Here is a 15,725-nt window from a genome sequence, read left to right as displayed (position 1 = left end):
GGGTTCTTGCGGGGCCCGCTGAGAGACGCTTCAAGTTTGAAGCGCTTCGCATTGGATCCCATCATGAGCCTCTCTCGGCCGTCGTTCCCGCGAAGGCGGGAATCCAGACGTTCCAAGGGTCCAAGAAGCGGAGTGGCCTGGATCCCCGCCTTCGCGGGGATGACGGCCGAGAAAAGCGGATAAAAACTTCAAGCTCTGACTTCTGGCTGATCCGCTGAAAAATATAGCCGACTGACGAGGAAGATTTTTTAGGTGCGCACGTCAAATTGCGGTGGCAGAGCGTCGTCATAGGGCTTAGGCGACGCGAATCGCTGTCTCCGACCGGGGACCGTGCTACTCCCGATGGGGTTCCACACCTTCGATTGCACCCATGACCGGGGGACACGCGGGAATTTAGGCTTGCTCCTCCCTCGTGCCACAGCCAGCAGGGTGGAATGCCGCAGCTGAGAACCCATCAGCAACTGGTCAGTGCCATCGCCAACGCCATCGGCCAGCAGCAGACGGAGGTTCGCGACGTTCTGGCGGCGGTGACGCCCGGCGGGGGGAAATCGCTGCTGCCGGTCATCATGGCGGCGGCGCTGCACAAGGCAGGGCGGATCGACCGCGTCTGCTGGATCGTGCCGCGCGACAGCCTGCGCCAGCAGGCGGAGGAGGCCTTCGTCGATCCGCGCTGGCGCGAGCTTTTGGGACACAATATCGCCCTGCGGGCGGCGGAGAACGGGCGCGACCTCTGCCGCGGGTTGGAGGGGTACGTCACGACCTATCAGGCGGTCGCCGCCGCGCCGGAGCTGCATCTGCAGGAGTTCCGGCGTCACCGCTATCTGCTGGCGGTGGACGAGCTGCACCACCTGCCGGCGGTGTTCGACACCGACCGCATGGCGGCGGTGGAGGAGGAAACCGCCTGGAGCCGGTCGATCCTGCCGCTGCTGGAGAACGCGTCAGCCCGGCTGCTGATGAGCGGGACGCTGGAGCGCGCCGACGGGCGGCCGATCCTGTGGCTGCCCTACCGCGCGCCGCAGGGGACGCGCAAGGTGCGGGAGATCGACTTCAAGGCGCCCGGCTGGGCGGTGGTCGGCTATTCACGCCGGCAGGCGCTGGCGGAGAAGGCGATCCTGCCGGTCACCTTCGGGGCGATGGACGGGTCGGCCTCCTGGCTGGATGCGGAACGGACCAACCGCTGGGTCGATGCGCTGTCCAAGGCGGGGGAGAACACGCGCGACGCGCTGTTCACCGCGCTGCGCACCGGCTTCGCCCAGGCGATGCTGCGCGAGGCCTACCGTTCCTGCCGGGAGCATCGGGCCAAGCGGCGGGCGGAACTGAAGCTGCCGAAGGGGCGCGACGATCCGGGGCTGGGCAAGCTGCTGGTGATCGCGCCGGACCAGGGGACTGCGCGCTTTTATCTGGAGACGCTGCAGGGCTGGATGCCAAAGGAGCAGGCCGGGAGGATGGCGCGGCTCGCCATTTCCGACTGCCGCGATGCGCAGGAGGTGGTGGCCGCCTTCCGCCTGCGGCCGGAGCCGGCGGTGCTGGTCTCCGTCGCCATGGCCTATGAGGGGCTGGATGCGCCGTCGATCACGCATGTCGCCTGCCTGACGCACATCCGCTCCCGCCCCTGGCTGGAACAGGCGATCGCGCGGGCGACGCGGGTCGACCCGCATGGCGGCCCCTATGACCGGCAGCGGGCGCTGATCTACCACCCCTCCGACACACTGTTCGAACAGTTCCGCACCATGGTGGAGACCCAGCAGGGCACCCGCGCCATGGTGAAGACCCGCAGGCCGCAGCAGGAGCTTCCCTTCGAGCGCTCGGCGGAGCGGGAGCCGGAGATCATTCCGCTGGAATCGAATGCCACGGCGCTGAGCTTCGCCGTGGTGGCGCCGGGGCCGGATTTCGGGGCGCAGTCGCGTGATCCGGGGGAACTGCCGCTGACGCCGAGCGCGGCGGAGCATCACCTGAGGCAGCGCATCGGACAGCTGGTCGCGGCGCAGGTGATCGAAGACGAGGACAACAATCTCGTCGCCGAGGGGCCGACCGGCTACCACATCTACAACGCCGTGCTGAAGCGGCTGATGAAGAAGGCGCGGTCGGAGATGACGCTGTCGGAGCTGGAGGCGACGGTCGGCTGGCTGGAGCGCAACCGGCTGTCGGATCACCGGCATCTGATCGTGGACGATCCGCAGTTCACGTGGTCGACCCGGCGGCGGGGGGCGCACCGGGCTGGCCGGGCGGGCCTTGGGATGCATGCGGCTCGCGGCACCGGCGCGGTCCCCTCTCCCCCCCGGGGAGAGGGTTAGGGTGAGGGGGGTGCGCGGCGGCCCTTAACCGAGAATCCACCCTGTGCCTCCCCCTCACCCCGACCCTCTCCCCGGGGGGGAGAGGGGGGTTTTGGGAGGGAGAGCGGGCACCGCCCCTCCAGCAGGTCGCGCTCCCGGGTCAGCGCGTCGGCCATGAAGTCGAGGAAGGCGCGGACGCGGCCCATGTGGCGCAGATCCTCGTGGGTCAGCAGCCAGAGCTTGGCGTCGGCCTCCGGCACCGGGTCGCCGATGCGGCGGAAGGCGGGGTCGCGGTCCACCACGCCGCAGGGCAGCAGGCCAAGGCCGATCCCCGCCCGCACCGCCTCCACCGCGCCGGCCACCGAGTTGACGCGGTAGCCGATGGAGGCCGCGGGCACCGTCCGTTTCATCCAGTGGGCGAGGTTGGTGTGGTCGAAGGACTCGTCCAGCCCGACCCAGGGGTGTCGGCCGAGGTCGCCGGCATGGTCCGTCGCGTCCAGCCGGGCGGCGGCGCCGTAGACGGCGAAGGCGAGGCCGGACACGGCACGACCCACCAGATTTTCCGGCGGACTGCTGGTGGCGCGGATCGCCACGTCGGCTTCGCGCCGGGTCAGGCTGAGCGAGGCCTCCGCCGCCACCAGATCGACGCGCAGTTCGGGGTGGAGCCGGCGGAAGGCGGCGATGTGGCGCGGCAGGATGTAGAGGGTCAGGATGTCGACGGTGGTGACGCGCAGGCTGCCGCTGATCCGGGTGTCGCGGCCGGACAGCAACCGGTTGGCGGCGGCCAGATCCTCCTCCATCTTCTGCGCCACCCGGTGCATCTCGTCGCCGGCCGCGGTCAGGACATAGCCGCCGGGCATCTTGTCGAACAGCCGGGCGCCCATCGCCTGCTCCAGCGCGGTCACCCGGCGCAGGACGGTGCTGTGGTTCACACCCAGGACACGCGCAGCCGCCGACAGGGATCCGTGCCGCGCCACGGCCAGCAGAAAGCGAAGATCATCCCAATTGCTGCTACTTAGCATTTATTCCCGCTCATTCATGCATATGCTTTTTGCAAATCTCCCGAATTCGCGCTTACCAGAGCACAGGTTAGGGTCTCGGACCAAGCGCGACCTGCGCCACCCTACCGAAACCCGGCTGTCCCCTCATGTCCGAGCTGCTTCAAGATCCCTTCGTTCAATCCAGCGTGCTGCCCCTGCTGGTCGGGCTGGTGCTGGTCGGCGTGCTGCATCTGTTGCGGCGTTCGCTGGCGGCGGCCGGCATCGCCGCCGGGTTCCTGGTCGTCTTCGCGCTCGTGATCGGCTTGCCGGCCCTGCCGCCGCCGTCCAGCATGGGCAAGCTGTTCTGGACCTCGGCCGCCGGGCTGCTGCTGGGCGTCGTCGCCGATGCGGCCGGCGTCCGCGGCCGGGCGGCTTCGGTGGTGCTGGCGGTCTGGCTGGCCGCTTCGCTGCTGTGGATCGCCCTGCCGGCGCTCGATTCCGTGGTGGCGGTCGTCACCGTGCTGGTCCTGCTCGCCACCGCGGCGTGGGTCGCTTTTGCCCGCGGTTCGGAAGATGCGGAGAGCCCGACGGTGCCGGCCGCCTCGCTGCTGGCGCTGGCGCTGGCCGTCGGCGGCACCGCGCTGATCGGCTCGTCGGCCTCCATCGCCCAGATGGCGCTGGCGCTGGCGGCGTCGGCCGGCGGCTTCCTGCTGTGGAACTGGCCGGTGGAACGCCATGGCTGGGGCTTGTCGGGGCGGGTGGCGACCGGCATCGCCGTGCTGCTCGCCGCCGTGCTGGCCCTGTACACCCAGACCCAGGCCGCGGTGCTGCTGCTGGCCCTGCCCGCTCTGCTGGCCGGACGGGTGCGCCGCTTTCTTCCCCAGGGCGACGGCCTGATCGGCCGTGCCGCGTCTGCGGCCGCCGTCACGGTGGTCGCGGTCCTTCCGGCGCTGGTCGCCATCGGTGCGGCCTATGCGCTGACCGGCGGCGAGGCATCGCCCTACTGATCCCCCCTTTCCCAATCATTCAAATCTGCCTTCGGAGTTCCGTTCATGAAGAAGACCCTGTTCGCCGCCGCCCTGTTTGCCGCGACCGCCGTCGGTTCGGTTGTTCCCGCCTTCGCCGCCCCGGTCAGCTACAAGATCGACCCGGCGCACACCGCCGTCGTCTTCATCGTCAACCATGTCGGCTTCTCCAACGTGATCGGCCGCTTCGACACGGTCGGCGGCGATGTGACCTTCGACAAGGATGCCGTCGAGAAGAGCGTGGTCAACGTCACCATCGACACCACCAGCGTCGACACCAACCACGCCAAGCGTGACGAGCATCTGCGCTCGCCGGACTTCTTCAATGCGAAGGAGTTCCCGAAGATGACCTTCAAGAGCACGAAGATCGAGAAGACCGGCGACAAGACCGGCAAGCTGCACGGCGACCTGACCATGCTGGGCGTGACCAAGCCGGTCGTGCTGGACGTCACCTTCAACAAGGACGGCGTCAGCCCGGCCAGCAAGCTGGAGACCGCCGGCTTCTCCGCCCGCGGCACGGTCAAGCGCACCGAGTTCGGCATGAAGTACGGCGCCCCGGCCATCGGCGACGACATCCAGCTGCTGATCGAGGTCGAAGCGGTCAAGAACTGATCGCCGGCGGCTTTCGGCTGTTGCAGTCTGGAGGGGCCGGTTCGCCGGCCCCTTCGCATATTCGGATCATCGACAGGAGGACGCGCGATGCCGCAGCTTGTGAACGGCGTGTGGGTGAAGGGCGACATCGCGGGCAGTGAGATCAAGGGCGGCGCCTTTCACCGCGAACCGACCCGCTTCCGCGACTGGATCACGCCGGACGGCGCGCCGGATGCCGACGGTCGCCCCACCCTGCCGGCGGTGGCCGGGCGCTATCACCTCTATGTCTCCTACCTGTGCCCCTGGGCCTCGCGCACGCTGATCTTCCGCGCGCTGAAGGGGCTGGAGGGGGTGATCGGCCTGTCGGTGGCCGAGCCGGTGATCGGCGAGGACGGCTGGGTCTATGCCGAGGAGCAGGACGGCGGCCCGCGCGTCGGCCGCTTTCGCCACCATTACAGCCTCTATACGGCGAGCGATCCGACCTATACCGGCAAGGTGTCGGTGCCCGTGTTGTGGGACCGGCAGGAGGGGCGGATCGTCAACAACGAGTCGGCGGACATCATCCGCATCCTGAACAGCGCCTTCGACGGCCTGACCGGCAACCGGCTGGACCTCTATCCCGAACCGCTGCGGCCGGAGATCGACCGCTGGAACGAGGCGGTCTATGCCAGCGTCAACAATGGCGTCTACCGCTGCGGCTTCGCCAAATCGCAGGCCAGCTACGACGAGGCGTTCGACGGGCTGTTCGCCACGCTCGACCGGCTGGAGGCGCATCTGTCGGCCAGCCGCTATCTGGCCGGAGAGCATCTGACCGAGGCCGACTGGCGGCTGTTCGTGACGCTGGTGCGCTTCGACGCCGCCTATTTCGGCGCCTTCAAGTGCAACCTGCGGCGGATCGAGGATTACCCGACCCTGTCGGCGTACCTGCGCGAGCTGTACCAATGGCCGGGCATCCGCGACACGGTGAAGATCGACCACATCAAGGCCGGCTATTACACCAACCCCGCCATCAACCCGACGCTGATCGTGCCGAAGGGGCCGGCGCTGGACTTCGACCGCCCGCATGACCGCGACCGGCTGTCCGGCAAGGGGGTCTGGATGCGGGGGTGAGGGGTCATCGCCGTTCCCTTCCGATGCAGCAGAAGATCCCCTCTCCCCGGGGGGGAGAGGGGGATTTCCCTCGGCCGGGAATTCGATGCATACCGTAGCGTCTCGGCCGGGTGAGCAGGACGGCGGCGGTCAATAGCTGTGCCAGAGTCCAGGCGGTCGCCGCGGCGGTCAGCAGGGGCAGCGACGGCCACCAGACCGCCGCCATGCGGAGAGCGGCGGCGGTCGCCATCAGCGCGACGGCGACGGTGGCGGCGGGCGGAAAACGCTCCGGCTCCGCTTCCCGCTGCAGAGTGGTGCGGATGGTCATGGCGCTGGCGAGGATGCCGAGCGCGCCGATCCCCAGCATGTGCCAGCCGGCGGCGGGCGGCAGGCCGGACAGCGCCGCCGCAGCCACCAGCAGCCAGCCGGCGCCGAGGCAGAGATAGCCCAGATGCAGGCTGGCGATCTCCGGCTGGCGCAGCAGGCGATGGGGCTTCCAGCGGGCGAGGCGGAGGAGCGCGCTTGCGCCGGCCATCGCGGCGCCAACGCCACCCAGCAGCGCCAGCAGGCCGGTGGCGGCCGACAGCAGGCAAAGCACGGCACCGGCGATGCCCATCGCCTCCAGCCTCGGCTGGACTCGCTGCGTCAGGGTGATCCCCTGGCGGCGCAGGGCGCCGGCGGTGGCGGCGGGGATGACGCGCCCGCCCATGGTCAGCAGCAGCGTGGCGATCAGCAGCAGGCCGACCGGCTGGCCGCTGTTCGACAGGATGCCAAGCTCTCCGGCCCAGAACAGCGCTTCGGCAAGCAGGAAGGCGCCGATCAGCGGGCCGAACACCGCGTTGTGGCCGCTGCGGCTGGTGCGCAGGAACGGCAGGCCGGCGACCACGAACAGCAGCACGGGATAGGCGAAGCCGAGCGGCAGAGCCAGCGCCGCCGGCAGTCCGGCCAGCAGAGCCAGACGCCCGGCGAGCCAGGACAGGAAGGCCGCCGCCAGCATCGGGCGCGACAGCCGCGTCATCAGGAAGCCGCCGACCACCGCCAGCGCATAGCCCAGCGTCATCTCGTGGGCATGGATCGCCGGGGACCAGCCGAGCGGCAGCAGGCCGCCGATCTGCGCCAGCCACAGCGGGACGGCCAGCGCGGCGAAGAGGGACGCGGCCGGATACATCAGCCGGTGGGCGCTGGTGACGGGAGGGGGCATGGTCGGCGGCCTTCAGGACGGTGGCGTGGCGGGGCCTATACTGGCGGCCGGCGGGATTTCGCGCTTTGAGCGGCAACAAAGTCGTGCACGAATGGATAAGGATCACGCCCCCCGATTACGCCCAGCGAGCCAGGACGACCGCCATGCCCCCGCCCCCCGATCCCGCCGTTCTGCGCGGCATGCCGCTGTTCGCCGGCCTGGATGCCGGTGCGCTGGCCGACGCGGTGGCGCTGGCGCGGCCCCGGCTGCATCCCCGCGGCACATCCGTCTTCACCCAGGGGGAGCCGGCGGCGGCGGGCCATGCGCTGATCGACGGGCGGGTGAAGATCGTGCAGACCGGTCCCGACGGGCAGCAGGTGGTGATGCGCTTCATCGGCCCCGGCGAGATGTTCGGAACGCTGGCGATCTTCACCGACGGGCTTTATCCGGCCGATGCGGTGGCGGTGGCCGACTGCGTCGAGCTGTCCTGGCCGGCGGCGACGATGACCGAGCTGATGGACCGCCATCCCGCCATCGCCCGCAACGCGCTGTCGATCATCGGTGGCCGGCTGCGCGAGCTGCAGAACCGCCTGCGCGAGGTGGCGACCGAGCGGGTGGAGCGCCGCATCGCCCATGCCCTGCTGCGGCTGGTGCGCCACGCCGGGCGGCGGGTGGAGGCGGGGGTGGAGATCGACTTTCCGCTGTCCAGGCAGGATGTGGCGGAGATGACGGGGACGACGCTGCACACCGTCAGCCGCACCCTGTCGGCCTGGGAAAGCCAGGGCATCGTCGAGAGCGGCCGGCAGCAGGTGGTGATCCGCAAACCCCACGCCCTGGTCGCCATCGCCGAGGATCTGCCGCAGGTGCCGAAGCGGGCGTGACCGCCTGCCGGCTTGCGGTTGCGCAAAGAGTGTCGGCGGCGGGGTGGATAAGGTGGCCGCCTGTCCTCCTGTGCCGGAGCATACGGAAATGACGCTTGCCGATCTGACGATGGCCGAGTTGATGAGCGGCCGGCCGGCGGTGGTGCCGGTTCTGCTTCGCCATGGCCTCGCCTGTCCCGGCTGCGCCATGGCGCCCTTCATGACCGTGCGCGAGGCGGCCGAGGCCTATGGGCTGGAGCTTGACGCCTTTCTCCGCGATCTTGCCGCTGCCAATGGTTGAAGGCCCTACCCTCTCCGGCGTTTGTGCTGGAGCAAAGAAGGGGGCGGCGATCCGGGGTACAGGGGGGCATGGCGATCCTGCCGCTTCCCCACCGACCAGACGGACGACGATGCCGACCATCACCTCTCCCAGCGCCCAGGCCGAACCGGTTCTCGATCTCCGCGCCATTCCGCCCTATCAGCGCCACCAGCTGATCTTCCAGTCGGTGCAGGATCTGACGCCCGGCGCCGGCTTCTCGCTGGTCAACGACCATGACCCGCGTCCGCTGCACCACCAGCTGCTGAGCCTGTTCGGCGCCGGCTTCTCCTGGGAGTATCTGCAGCAGGGGCCCGAGGTCTGGCAGGTCCGCATCGCCCGGCCCGAGGGGGCGGCGGCGACCAGCCTGCGCGTGCGCATCGACCGCAACGGCGACGTGGCGGTCGCGGCGGCGGATGCCCGGCTGGGGCCGGACGGCAGCGGCGCCTCGGTCTGCGAGGTGACGGACGTTCCGCCGGGCACGCCGGAGGCCGATGTGCTGGCGCTGCTGCAGGGGGTGATCCCGCCGGCCGGCGTGGTCGGCATCGCGTATGAGCGGCTGCTGGCCCGGCGCAACGGCTCCTGCTGCGGGGGCATGTGCGGCTGAGGACCCCTTTGGCGACGGTCAGGGTTGCGGCAACCATTCCTGTCCCGACCGGTTCTGTGTGTGAGGCATCGCCGCATCGCACACGAAAGTGCCGGATCAGGAGACAGGCATGGACCGCAAGGACGACACCGTCACGCCGCAGGACCCCCGCAGCAAATACCCGCGCCCGCCTTTCAAGGGGCAATCGCAGCCCTGGCCGGGGCTGGCCCGCGACATGGACCCGCCGCCCGACCATGGCGAGACCAGCTACAAGGGCTCCGGCCGGCTGGCCGGGCGCAAGGCGCTGATCACCGGCGGCGATTCCGGCATGGGCCGGGCCGCCGCCATCGCCTATGCCCGCGAGGGCGCCGACGTCGCCATCAACTATTTCCCGACCGAGGAGCCGGACGCCCGGGAGGTCGTCGCGCTGATCGAGAAGGCCGGCCGCAAGGCGGTGGCGATTCCCGGCGACCTGCGCGACGAGGGCTTCTGCCAAAAGCTGGTGGCCGATGCGGTCGCGGGGCTGGGCGGGCTGGACATCCTCGTCTGCAACGCGGCGCGGCAGCAGGCCTTCCCGTCGATCCTCGACGTCAGCAGCGAGGAATTCGACGCGACGATGAAGACCAACATCTACGCGCCCTTCTGGATCATCAAGGCCGCCCTGCCCCACCTGAAGCCGGGATCGGTCATCATCGGCACCACGTCGGAACAGGCCTACGACCCGACGCCGGATTTGTACGCCTATGCCCAGACCAAGGCGGCGACGATGAACTATGTGAAGTCGCTGGCCAAGCAGCTGGCCGACAAGGGCATCCGCGTCAACGGCGTGGCTCCCGGCCCGATCTGGACTCCCCTGCAGGTCAGCGGCGGCGCCAGCCAGGAGAAGCTGAAGCAGTTCGGCGGCCAGACCCCGTTCGGCCGTCCGGGTCAGCCGGCGGAGCTTGCCGGCATCTATGTCCAGCTTGCCGCGGAGGAGGGCAGCTTCACCACCGGCCATGTCTATGGCGCGGCGGGCGGCAGCGGCCAGCCGTAAAGCTGGGCCGGTCTGCCGGCGGCGAATTGATTGCTACGGCGGACCCTATCCCATGATGTCCTCGCCGGACCGACGGCGGGGGAATGGGGCTGTCCTGGCCCCGGCGATGTCCGACGTCAGATTGAAGCAGAGATCGCACCCGACCAGCAGGCCCAGGCTCAGGATCGACGTGGCGGCGGTGATGCAGAGGATGGTCATGGGATCGCTCCGTCCGGCGAGGTTCGGCGCCGTCCATCCGACCGGGGGTGGTTCGCGGCGTTGGAGCGATCCTGGGCGCCTTTCCGCCCCGGTGCTGTGAGTGGGCCCACATTCGGGCCTGGTTCGGATCATTCCTTGAGCGGCCGACGCCACCGCAGTAAAATTTTTCACTCGATAAGGAATTTGCTTAAAAAATGAGGGATTTTGACTGTGGATACTGCGCCAGTTCTAAACGGTGTGCTTGAGACGGGCCTTTATGTGGATGACCTCGCGAAGGCCCGCGCCTTCTATGAAGACGTCATGGGCCTGCAGGCGATGTTTCTGAGCGACAGGCTTGCCGCTTATCCCGTTGGGCCGAACAGCGTCTTGCTGTTGTTTCAGAAGGGCCCGAGCGACCAACCCATCGAGACGCCCGGCGGGACGATCCCTCCCCATGGCGGGAGTGGAAAGCTCCATTATGCCTTTGCCATTTCAGCCGACCAACTGGACGGCTGGCTGGCGAAACTCGCGGACCATGGCATCGCGGTCGAAAGCACCGTGTCCTGGCGCAAGGGGGCACGCAGCGTTTACTTCCGTGATCCGGACGGTCATCTCGTGGAACTCGTGACGCCGGGGCTGTGGGCCAATTACTGACGGAAGCGCGAATAGGAGTTGTTTGCGGTGGCGCAACGATGCCGCAGCCGTCGGCCGGCATGCTGGCTTCAACGCGGCCCAATCAAGGGCGGCACAGGTTGGAGACAGCATCATGTCCAAAGTCACCGTCAGCACCGCGCTCTACCGCGACCACCATGCCAATGTCGGCCAACTGGTCGGACGCATCGAGGCGCTGCTTGCCTCGCGCACCGTGGAGGCCGACCCGGCGGCGCTGATCGCCACGGTGCGGGAGCTGTTCGGCACCTTCGCCGTCCATCTGTCGCTGGAGGACAGCGCGCTTTATCCCCGGCTGCTGGCCCATCCGGACGCTACGTTGCGTGGCACTGCGGCGCGGTTCCAGACAGAAATGGGCGATCTGCGGGGGCGGTTCGACCAGTACCGCACGCGCTGGCCCGGCCCGGTGGCCGTCGCCAAGGACCCGGCCGCCTTCATCCGCGAGACGCGGGAGGTGGTTGCCGCGCTGAAACACCGTATCGGCCGCGAGGACCGCGAGCTGTACGATCTGATCGACCGCGCCGGGCTGGCGAGCGCGGTCTGGAAGGAACCATAAAGTGCAATTTGTGCTCTTTGACTTCATTGGGAAATCGGCCAAATCTGGAGCCATAACGTGCACCGCCGGAACCATAAAATGGTCTCTGAAGACTGTTTTGGAATCATAAATTGGTTCAGTGAAAATTTAGGACGCACAGTGCTTCAGTGTGAATTCTGTGCGTGTTTTTGTACCCGCATGACGGGAAGTCATGCTTCGCAGCGTTTGCGATTGTGACTCTGCATTTTGCCAAGGCGCCTGAATCCGCCGCGATCAGGCGCATCGGCAGCCCTCAGAGGCGTGGCCGGCGCAGGCGGAACTCCGCTTGGCTTTCGGTGCAGGAGGCCGTGGTGGTCCCCCGGCGCCGCCTCACGGCCGGTTGATCTGCACGGTCAGCGCGGCCGCCGCCTTGTCGGATAGCGGAACGTCGGCCGGCACCACCATGGCCTCCGGAGCCAGTCCGCCTCTGGTCCGGCCGAGCTGTGCAGTCACCCGAAACGCCACCCAGACCGCCGCGATACCGAACAGCACCGATCCCGCCGTCTGTCCGATCAGCACCCCCGGCGCCCCGCCCAGCCAACCGCCCACCGCCACGAACGGCATGGTTCCCAGCGTTGCCCTGCCCCAGTTGAACCCGGTCGCCAGCAGGGGGAAGCCCAGATTGTTGAACGCGGCGTTGCCGACGAAGAGGAAGCCGACGAACAGGAACCCGCCGGCCACAGCGGTGCAGAACAGGCGGACCAGATCGGCAGACACTCCCTCGGCGGAAAAGGCGATCACCACCCAGTCACGGGCAAGGAACAGACCAAGCCACACCGCCGCCACCCAGACGACGATCAGCACCAGGCTTGCCAGCAGGGTCGCCCGCACCCGGTCGAAACGGCCGGCACCCAGATTCTGCGCCAGGATCGGGCCGACCGCGCCGGTCAGGGCGAAGATCGTGCCGAATGCGACCGGAACCATGCGGTCGACGATGGCCGCCCCGGCGACTGCTGCATCGCCGAAGCGGGCCATGCTGGTGGTGACGTAGACGCCGGCTACCGGGGTGGCGAGATTGGTGAGGACCGCCGGGCCGGCGATACCGGCCAGGGTCCCGGCATCCTTCACCAGCCCGGTCCAGCCCGGGGCGGCGAGCAGCCGGTGCACCCGTGCCACACCGTGCCAGCCGACAGCGGCGAGCAGGCAGCGCGACAGCACGACCGTCACAGCGGCACCAGTCAGGTCCATCCGCAAGCCGAAGATCAGAATCGGGTTCAACGCCGCGGTGAACAGTGCGGCATAGAGCGTGACGGTCATGGCACGGCGCGCATCGCCCTGCGCCCGCAGCATCGCCGAACAGCCCATACCGAGGCCGAGCAACGGCAGGGTCGGTGACAGGATGGTCAGATAGCCGACCGCAAGGTCCTTGGTGGCTCCCCTGGCGCCCAGCAGATCCATCGCCGGCCCTAGCAGAGGCAAGGACAGCATGCCGACCAACGCGGCGACCAGCGCGGTAAGGATCAAGCTGGAGCCCGCCAGCCTCTCCGCTTCCGCGCGCCGTCCGCCGCCGATCGCGCGCGCTACCAGCGCTCCGGCGCCAATCGACAGTCCAATGCATAGCGACGATTGCAGGAACAGGACGGTGCCGGCGAAGCCCACCGCCGCCGCCAATTCGCGTTCGCCCAGCCGTGAGATGTAGAACAGGTTCAGCAGATCAACCGCGAATACCGCTATCAGTCCGACTGAGCCGGTGGCGGTCATCACCATCACATGGCGCATCGGAGAACCGGTGGTGAAGCGGCCTACAGCGGTTTCGACCATCGGATCGGTCTCCTGTTTGGCGGCCCTGGGGTGGCGGACGGTCCGCCACCTCTCCCGTCGGACGTCTCCGGCTACTGACTTCCTTGGATAGAGTGGAGGGTCATCCTGTGACCGGGCAGAGTCTACGCTGCGCATCGCCACGATGCGTCAGATTTCTCCGGTGCCGCGGTGACGCCAATGTCTTCAGGTGCGCTGATCGACATCGAGGGCGCGGCCAACCAGCCAGCCGATAGCCAGCAGACTGATCAGCGCGGTCAGCGCCGGCGAAGTGAACATGCCGCCGTTTCCGTCAGCACCGATGGCGATGGCAACGCGCAACCAAACCTACGTTCGCGCGGCGTTCCAACATCGCGCACTTTCGTGCAGTGCCCCCTGCAGGTGAGCAAGAGGAGTGACGGCACCCCGTCACCCCTCTCCGCCGGTTCCCTCCCCGGCCGCTTCCTCAATGATCCAGTCGACGAAGGCGTGGACGTTCGCTCGCGACGCGACCTGGGGCGGATACACGAGGTAATAGCCGAACCCCGCCGGGCAGGACTCCGCAAAGGGGCGGACCAGCCGCCCGGCCGAGAGATCGTCTGCAACGATCAGGCTGCGCCCCAGCAGCACTCCATGCCCATCGACGGCCGCCTGGGTCGCCGTCACCGAGGAATTGAAGCGCAGTCCCCGGTTGAGGTCGATGGCCTGCTCCAGCCCGACCGTTTGCAGCCAGACCCGCCATGACGGGATCGGCCCTGCGAGATTGATCGTCTCGTCGTGCAGCAACGTATGTTGCCGCAGGTCGGCCATGCTCTGCAACGGAACGGCGCCGGACAGCAGCCGGGGGCTGCACACCGGAAACAGCTCCTCCTCGAACAGCAGCACGCTTTTCAGGCCGGGGTAGGAGCCGGGGCCATAGCGGATGACGATGTCCACCTCGTTGGCGGAAAAATCCACCAGCCGCACGTCCGCGTCGATGCGCAGGTCGATGTCGGGGTGGCGCGTCCGAAAATGCTCGATACGCGGCATCAGCCATTTGGCCGCGAAGGACGGCGACATGCTGACCGTCAGGATGCCGCCCGCAGCCAGCCGCTTGACCTGCCCCATGGCGGCCTCCATCAGGTCGAAGCTGCGCCGCAGATCCGGCAGCAGGATCTGTCCCGCCTCCGTCAGCAGCACGCGTCGGCCGCTGCGTCGGAACAGCGGCACGCCGAGATAATCCTCCAGCGTCCGCACCTGATGGCTGATCGCCGCCGGGGTGACGCGCAATTCTTCCGCGGCCCGGGCGAAGCTGAGGTGGCGGGCGGCGGCCTCGAAGGCGCGGAACCCGCTCAGGGGCAGCAACGGTCGTGACATCGACAAACCCACCTTGTCGATTCGATGAGGAAAGCTCGTTTGCCGTTCTACGCGCCCTGCGGCATTTTTCAATGCGAAAGCGGGACGGAAAGACAACGCGGTCGCAAGTTTCGACGGCCTTCCGGTTCCCGACTCACAACAGAATTTCTCATCGTTTCAATCCACGCCAAGGGGCGGAAAACGACCCGCGGGTGGCGGGTCATCCACACACGCCCCTTGTTCGAACCCAAAGGATCCATCATGAGCACGCAGAAGGTTGCGCTGATCACCGGCGCGTCGCAGGGCATCGGTGCGGGTCTGGTGGCGGGCTTCCGCCAGCGCGGTTTCGCCATCGTCGCCAATTCCCGCTCCATCAAGGCCAGCGACGATCCGAACATCGTGACCGTCGGCGGCGACGTCGCCGACCCGGACACCGCCAAGCGCCTGGTGGACACCGCCCGCGAACGCTTCGGACGCATCGACACGTTGGTCAACAACGCCGGCATTTTCGTCGCCAAGCCCTTCACCGAATACACCGCAGCCGACTACGCGGGGGTCGTCGCCACCAACCTGACCGGCTTCTTCCATGTGTCCCAGTTGGCCGCGGCGCAGATGCTGAACCAGGGCAGCGGGCACATCGTCAACATCACCACCACGTTGGTGGAACAGCCGCTGGCCAGCGTGCCCGCGGCGCTGGCATCCCTGACCAAGGGCGGCTTGGACGCGGTTGTCCGCTCGCTCGCCATTGAATACGCCGGCAAGGGCATCCGCGTGAACGCGGTGTCGCCGGGCATTATCAAGACGCCGATGCACGCCCCGGAAACGCACGAATTCCTGGCGGCTCTGCACCCGGTGGGCCGCCTGGGCGACATTCAGGACATCGTGGACGCGGTGCTCTACCTCGACTCCGCCAACTTCGTCACCGGTGAAACGCTGCACGTCGACGGCGGCCAGCACGCCGGTCGCTGGTAAGGCCCTGGCGGTAAAGCCATAAAGTGGAGAGGAACACCCGATGCCGTACGTGAACATCCAGATCACCCGTGAGGGCACGAGCCCCGGCGCAACCGGCGCGACGCCGGAGCAGAAGGCGGCTCTGATCAAGGGGGTCAGCGACCTGTTGTTCGAGGTGCTGAACAAGCCGCACGCGGCGACCTTCGTCGTAATCGACGAGGTTCCCATGGAGAACTGGGGCGTGGGCGGGTTACCGGTTGAGGAATACCGGCGCCAGACGGCGGGCAAGACGTCCTGAACCGCCACCCGGTGGCGTTGGTGCGGAAATGGGGGGCCGGTGATCGAGCAG

At 68.1% G+C, this 15,725-nt stretch carries 17 protein-coding genes; 12 read left to right on the top strand and 5 right to left on the bottom strand.

Annotated elements, in window-relative coordinates:
- Positions 1–434 precede the first annotated feature (434 nt).
- Positions 435–2,294 carry a DEAD/DEAH box helicase gene (locus PWS46_RS16865; RefSeq protein WP_434620554.1) on the top strand — a complete coding sequence of 620 codons (1,860 nt, stop codon included), beginning with the start codon at positions 435–437 and terminating at the stop codon, positions 2,292–2,294.
- Here PWS46_RS16865 and PWS46_RS16860 read toward each other — a convergent pair.
- Positions 2,291–3,295: a LysR family transcriptional regulator gene (locus PWS46_RS16860; protein ID WP_434620551.1), complete on the bottom strand. Its 1,005-nt coding sequence runs from the start codon at positions 3,293–3,295 to the stop codon at positions 2,291–2,293. The two genes, PWS46_RS16865 and PWS46_RS16860, sit on opposite strands and share 4 nt — an antisense overlap.
- Before the next feature lie 125 nt (positions 3,296–3,420).
- Between PWS46_RS16860 and PWS46_RS16855 the strand changes: the two genes are divergently transcribed.
- From PWS46_RS16855 to PWS46_RS16845, 3 genes are all read left to right on the top strand, one after another.
- Positions 3,421–4,260 carry a hypothetical protein gene (locus PWS46_RS16855; RefSeq protein ID WP_434620548.1) on the top strand — a complete coding sequence of 280 codons (840 nt, stop codon included), beginning with the start codon at positions 3,421–3,423 and terminating at the stop codon, positions 4,258–4,260.
- Positions 4,261–4,305: 45 nt separating this feature from the next.
- Positions 4,306–4,890 carry a YceI family protein gene (locus PWS46_RS16850; RefSeq protein WP_434620545.1) on the top strand — a complete coding sequence of 195 codons (585 nt, stop codon included), beginning with the start codon at positions 4,306–4,308 and terminating at the stop codon, positions 4,888–4,890.
- A gap of 87 nt (positions 4,891–4,977) precedes the next feature.
- Positions 4,978–5,979 carry a glutathione S-transferase family protein gene (locus tag PWS46_RS16845; RefSeq protein ID WP_434620542.1) on the top strand — a complete coding sequence of 334 codons (1,002 nt, stop codon included), beginning with the start codon at positions 4,978–4,980 and terminating at the stop codon, positions 5,977–5,979.
- 4 nt (positions 5,980–5,983) lie between these two features.
- Here the strand turns inward: PWS46_RS16845 and PWS46_RS16840 are convergent, their stop codons facing one another.
- Positions 5,984–7,159, bottom strand: coding sequence for an NnrS family protein (locus PWS46_RS16840; RefSeq protein WP_434620539.1), 1,176 nt, complete (start codon positions 7,157–7,159; stop codon positions 5,984–5,986).
- 143 nt (positions 7,160–7,302) lie between these two features.
- Between PWS46_RS16840 and PWS46_RS16835 the strand changes: the two genes are divergently transcribed.
- The 4 genes from PWS46_RS16835 (at position 7,303) to PWS46_RS16820 (ending at position 9,933) form a co-directional block, all read left to right on the top strand.
- Positions 7,303–8,019: a Crp/Fnr family transcriptional regulator gene (locus PWS46_RS16835; protein ID WP_434620536.1), complete on the top strand. Its 717-nt coding sequence runs from the start codon at positions 7,303–7,305 to the stop codon at positions 8,017–8,019.
- Between the two features lie 88 nt (positions 8,020–8,107).
- On the top strand, positions 8,108–8,299 hold the full coding sequence (locus PWS46_RS16830; RefSeq protein ID WP_434620533.1) for a DUF1858 domain-containing protein: 192 nt from the start codon (positions 8,108–8,110) through the stop codon (positions 8,297–8,299).
- 109 nt (positions 8,300–8,408) lie between these two features.
- The gene (locus PWS46_RS16825) at positions 8,409–8,921 is read left to right on the top strand and encodes a DUF2249 domain-containing protein (protein ID WP_434620530.1); all 513 of its coding nucleotides are present in this window, start codon (positions 8,409–8,411) and stop codon (positions 8,919–8,921) included.
- A gap of 109 nt (positions 8,922–9,030) precedes the next feature.
- The gene (locus PWS46_RS16820) at positions 9,031–9,933 is read left to right on the top strand and encodes an SDR family oxidoreductase (protein ID WP_434620527.1); all 903 of its coding nucleotides are present in this window, start codon (positions 9,031–9,033) and stop codon (positions 9,931–9,933) included.
- Between the two features lie 45 nt (positions 9,934–9,978).
- Here the strand turns inward: PWS46_RS16820 and PWS46_RS16815 are convergent, their stop codons facing one another.
- A complete protein-coding gene (locus PWS46_RS16815; protein ID WP_434620524.1) occupies positions 9,979–10,131 on the bottom strand; it encodes a hypothetical protein in 153 nt (50 codons plus the stop codon).
- Positions 10,132–10,389: 258 nt separating this feature from the next.
- Here PWS46_RS16815 and PWS46_RS16810 point away from each other — a divergent pair, with 258 nt between their 5' ends.
- Both PWS46_RS16810 and PWS46_RS16805 read left to right on the top strand, forming a co-directional pair.
- Complete coding sequence (locus PWS46_RS16810) at positions 10,390–10,764, top strand: VOC family protein (protein WP_434620522.1); 375 nt, start codon at positions 10,390–10,392, stop codon at positions 10,762–10,764.
- A 112-nt stretch (positions 10,765–10,876) separates the two neighbouring features.
- Complete coding sequence (locus PWS46_RS16805; protein WP_434620520.1) at positions 10,877–11,335, top strand: hemerythrin domain-containing protein; 459 nt, start codon at positions 10,877–10,879, stop codon at positions 11,333–11,335.
- Positions 11,336–11,683: 348 nt separating this feature from the next.
- Here the strand turns inward: PWS46_RS16805 and PWS46_RS16800 are convergent, their stop codons facing one another.
- Both PWS46_RS16800 and gcvA read right to left on the bottom strand, forming a co-directional pair.
- A complete protein-coding gene (locus tag PWS46_RS16800; protein WP_434620517.1) occupies positions 11,684–13,114 on the bottom strand; it encodes an MATE family efflux transporter in 1,431 nt (476 codons plus the stop codon).
- A gap of 405 nt (positions 13,115–13,519) precedes the next feature.
- Positions 13,520–14,446: a transcriptional regulator GcvA gene (gene gcvA / locus PWS46_RS16795; protein WP_434620514.1), complete on the bottom strand. Its 927-nt coding sequence runs from the start codon at positions 14,444–14,446 to the stop codon at positions 13,520–13,522.
- A 240-nt stretch (positions 14,447–14,686) separates the two neighbouring features.
- Here gcvA and PWS46_RS16790 point away from each other — a divergent pair, with 240 nt between their 5' ends.
- Both PWS46_RS16790 and PWS46_RS16785 read left to right on the top strand, forming a co-directional pair.
- The gene (locus PWS46_RS16790) at positions 14,687–15,397 is read left to right on the top strand and encodes an SDR family NAD(P)-dependent oxidoreductase (RefSeq protein WP_434620511.1); all 711 of its coding nucleotides are present in this window, start codon (positions 14,687–14,689) and stop codon (positions 15,395–15,397) included.
- 40 nt (positions 15,398–15,437) lie between these two features.
- Positions 15,438–15,674, top strand: coding sequence for a tautomerase family protein (locus tag PWS46_RS16785; RefSeq protein ID WP_434620508.1), 237 nt, complete (start codon positions 15,438–15,440; stop codon positions 15,672–15,674).
- Positions 15,675–15,725: the final 51 nt, after the last annotated feature.

Source organism: Azospirillum sp. B2RO_4 (assembly GCF_051124815.1).
Taxonomy (GTDB): domain Bacteria; phylum Pseudomonadota; class Alphaproteobacteria; order Azospirillales; family Azospirillaceae; genus Azospirillum.
The sequence above is the reverse complement of the archived record's forward strand: the minus strand, read 5'-3'. Positions and strand labels throughout refer to the sequence as shown.

What these genes read in the sequence shown, in the direction of transcription:
- PWS46_RS16865 (WP_434620554.1), top strand. Translation starts at nt 435, where the DNA reads ATGCCGCAGCTGAGAACCCATCAGCAACTGGTCAGTGCCATCGCCAAC.
- PWS46_RS16860 (WP_434620551.1), bottom strand. Translation starts at nt 3,295, where the DNA reads ATGCTAAGTAGCAGCAATTGGGATGATCTTCGCTTTCTGCTGGCCGTG.
- PWS46_RS16855 (WP_434620548.1), top strand. Translation starts at nt 3,421, where the DNA reads ATGTCCGAGCTGCTTCAAGATCCCTTCGTTCAATCCAGCGTGCTGCCC.
- PWS46_RS16850 (WP_434620545.1), top strand. Translation starts at nt 4,306, where the DNA reads ATGAAGAAGACCCTGTTCGCCGCCGCCCTGTTTGCCGCGACCGCCGTC.
- PWS46_RS16845 (WP_434620542.1), top strand. Translation starts at nt 4,978, where the DNA reads ATGCCGCAGCTTGTGAACGGCGTGTGGGTGAAGGGCGACATCGCGGGC.
- PWS46_RS16840 (WP_434620539.1), bottom strand. Translation starts at nt 7,159, where the DNA reads ATGCCCCCTCCCGTCACCAGCGCCCACCGGCTGATGTATCCGGCCGCG.
- PWS46_RS16835 (WP_434620536.1), top strand. Translation starts at nt 7,303, where the DNA reads ATGCCCCCGCCCCCCGATCCCGCCGTTCTGCGCGGCATGCCGCTGTTC.
- PWS46_RS16830 (WP_434620533.1), top strand. Translation starts at nt 8,108, where the DNA reads ATGACGCTTGCCGATCTGACGATGGCCGAGTTGATGAGCGGCCGGCCG.
- PWS46_RS16825 (WP_434620530.1), top strand. Translation starts at nt 8,409, where the DNA reads ATGCCGACCATCACCTCTCCCAGCGCCCAGGCCGAACCGGTTCTCGAT.
- PWS46_RS16820 (WP_434620527.1), top strand. Translation starts at nt 9,031, where the DNA reads ATGGACCGCAAGGACGACACCGTCACGCCGCAGGACCCCCGCAGCAAA.
- PWS46_RS16815 (WP_434620524.1), bottom strand. Translation starts at nt 10,131, where the DNA reads ATGACCATCCTCTGCATCACCGCCGCCACGTCGATCCTGAGCCTGGGC.
- PWS46_RS16805 (WP_434620520.1), top strand. Translation starts at nt 10,877, where the DNA reads ATGTCCAAAGTCACCGTCAGCACCGCGCTCTACCGCGACCACCATGCC.
- PWS46_RS16800 (WP_434620517.1), bottom strand. Translation starts at nt 13,114, where the DNA reads ATGGTCGAAACCGCTGTAGGCCGCTTCACCACCGGTTCTCCGATGCGC.
- gcvA (WP_434620514.1), bottom strand. Translation starts at nt 14,446, where the DNA reads ATGTCACGACCGTTGCTGCCCCTGAGCGGGTTCCGCGCCTTCGAGGCC.
- PWS46_RS16790 (WP_434620511.1), top strand. Translation starts at nt 14,687, where the DNA reads ATGAGCACGCAGAAGGTTGCGCTGATCACCGGCGCGTCGCAGGGCATC.
- PWS46_RS16785 (WP_434620508.1), top strand. Translation starts at nt 15,438, where the DNA reads ATGCCGTACGTGAACATCCAGATCACCCGTGAGGGCACGAGCCCCGGC.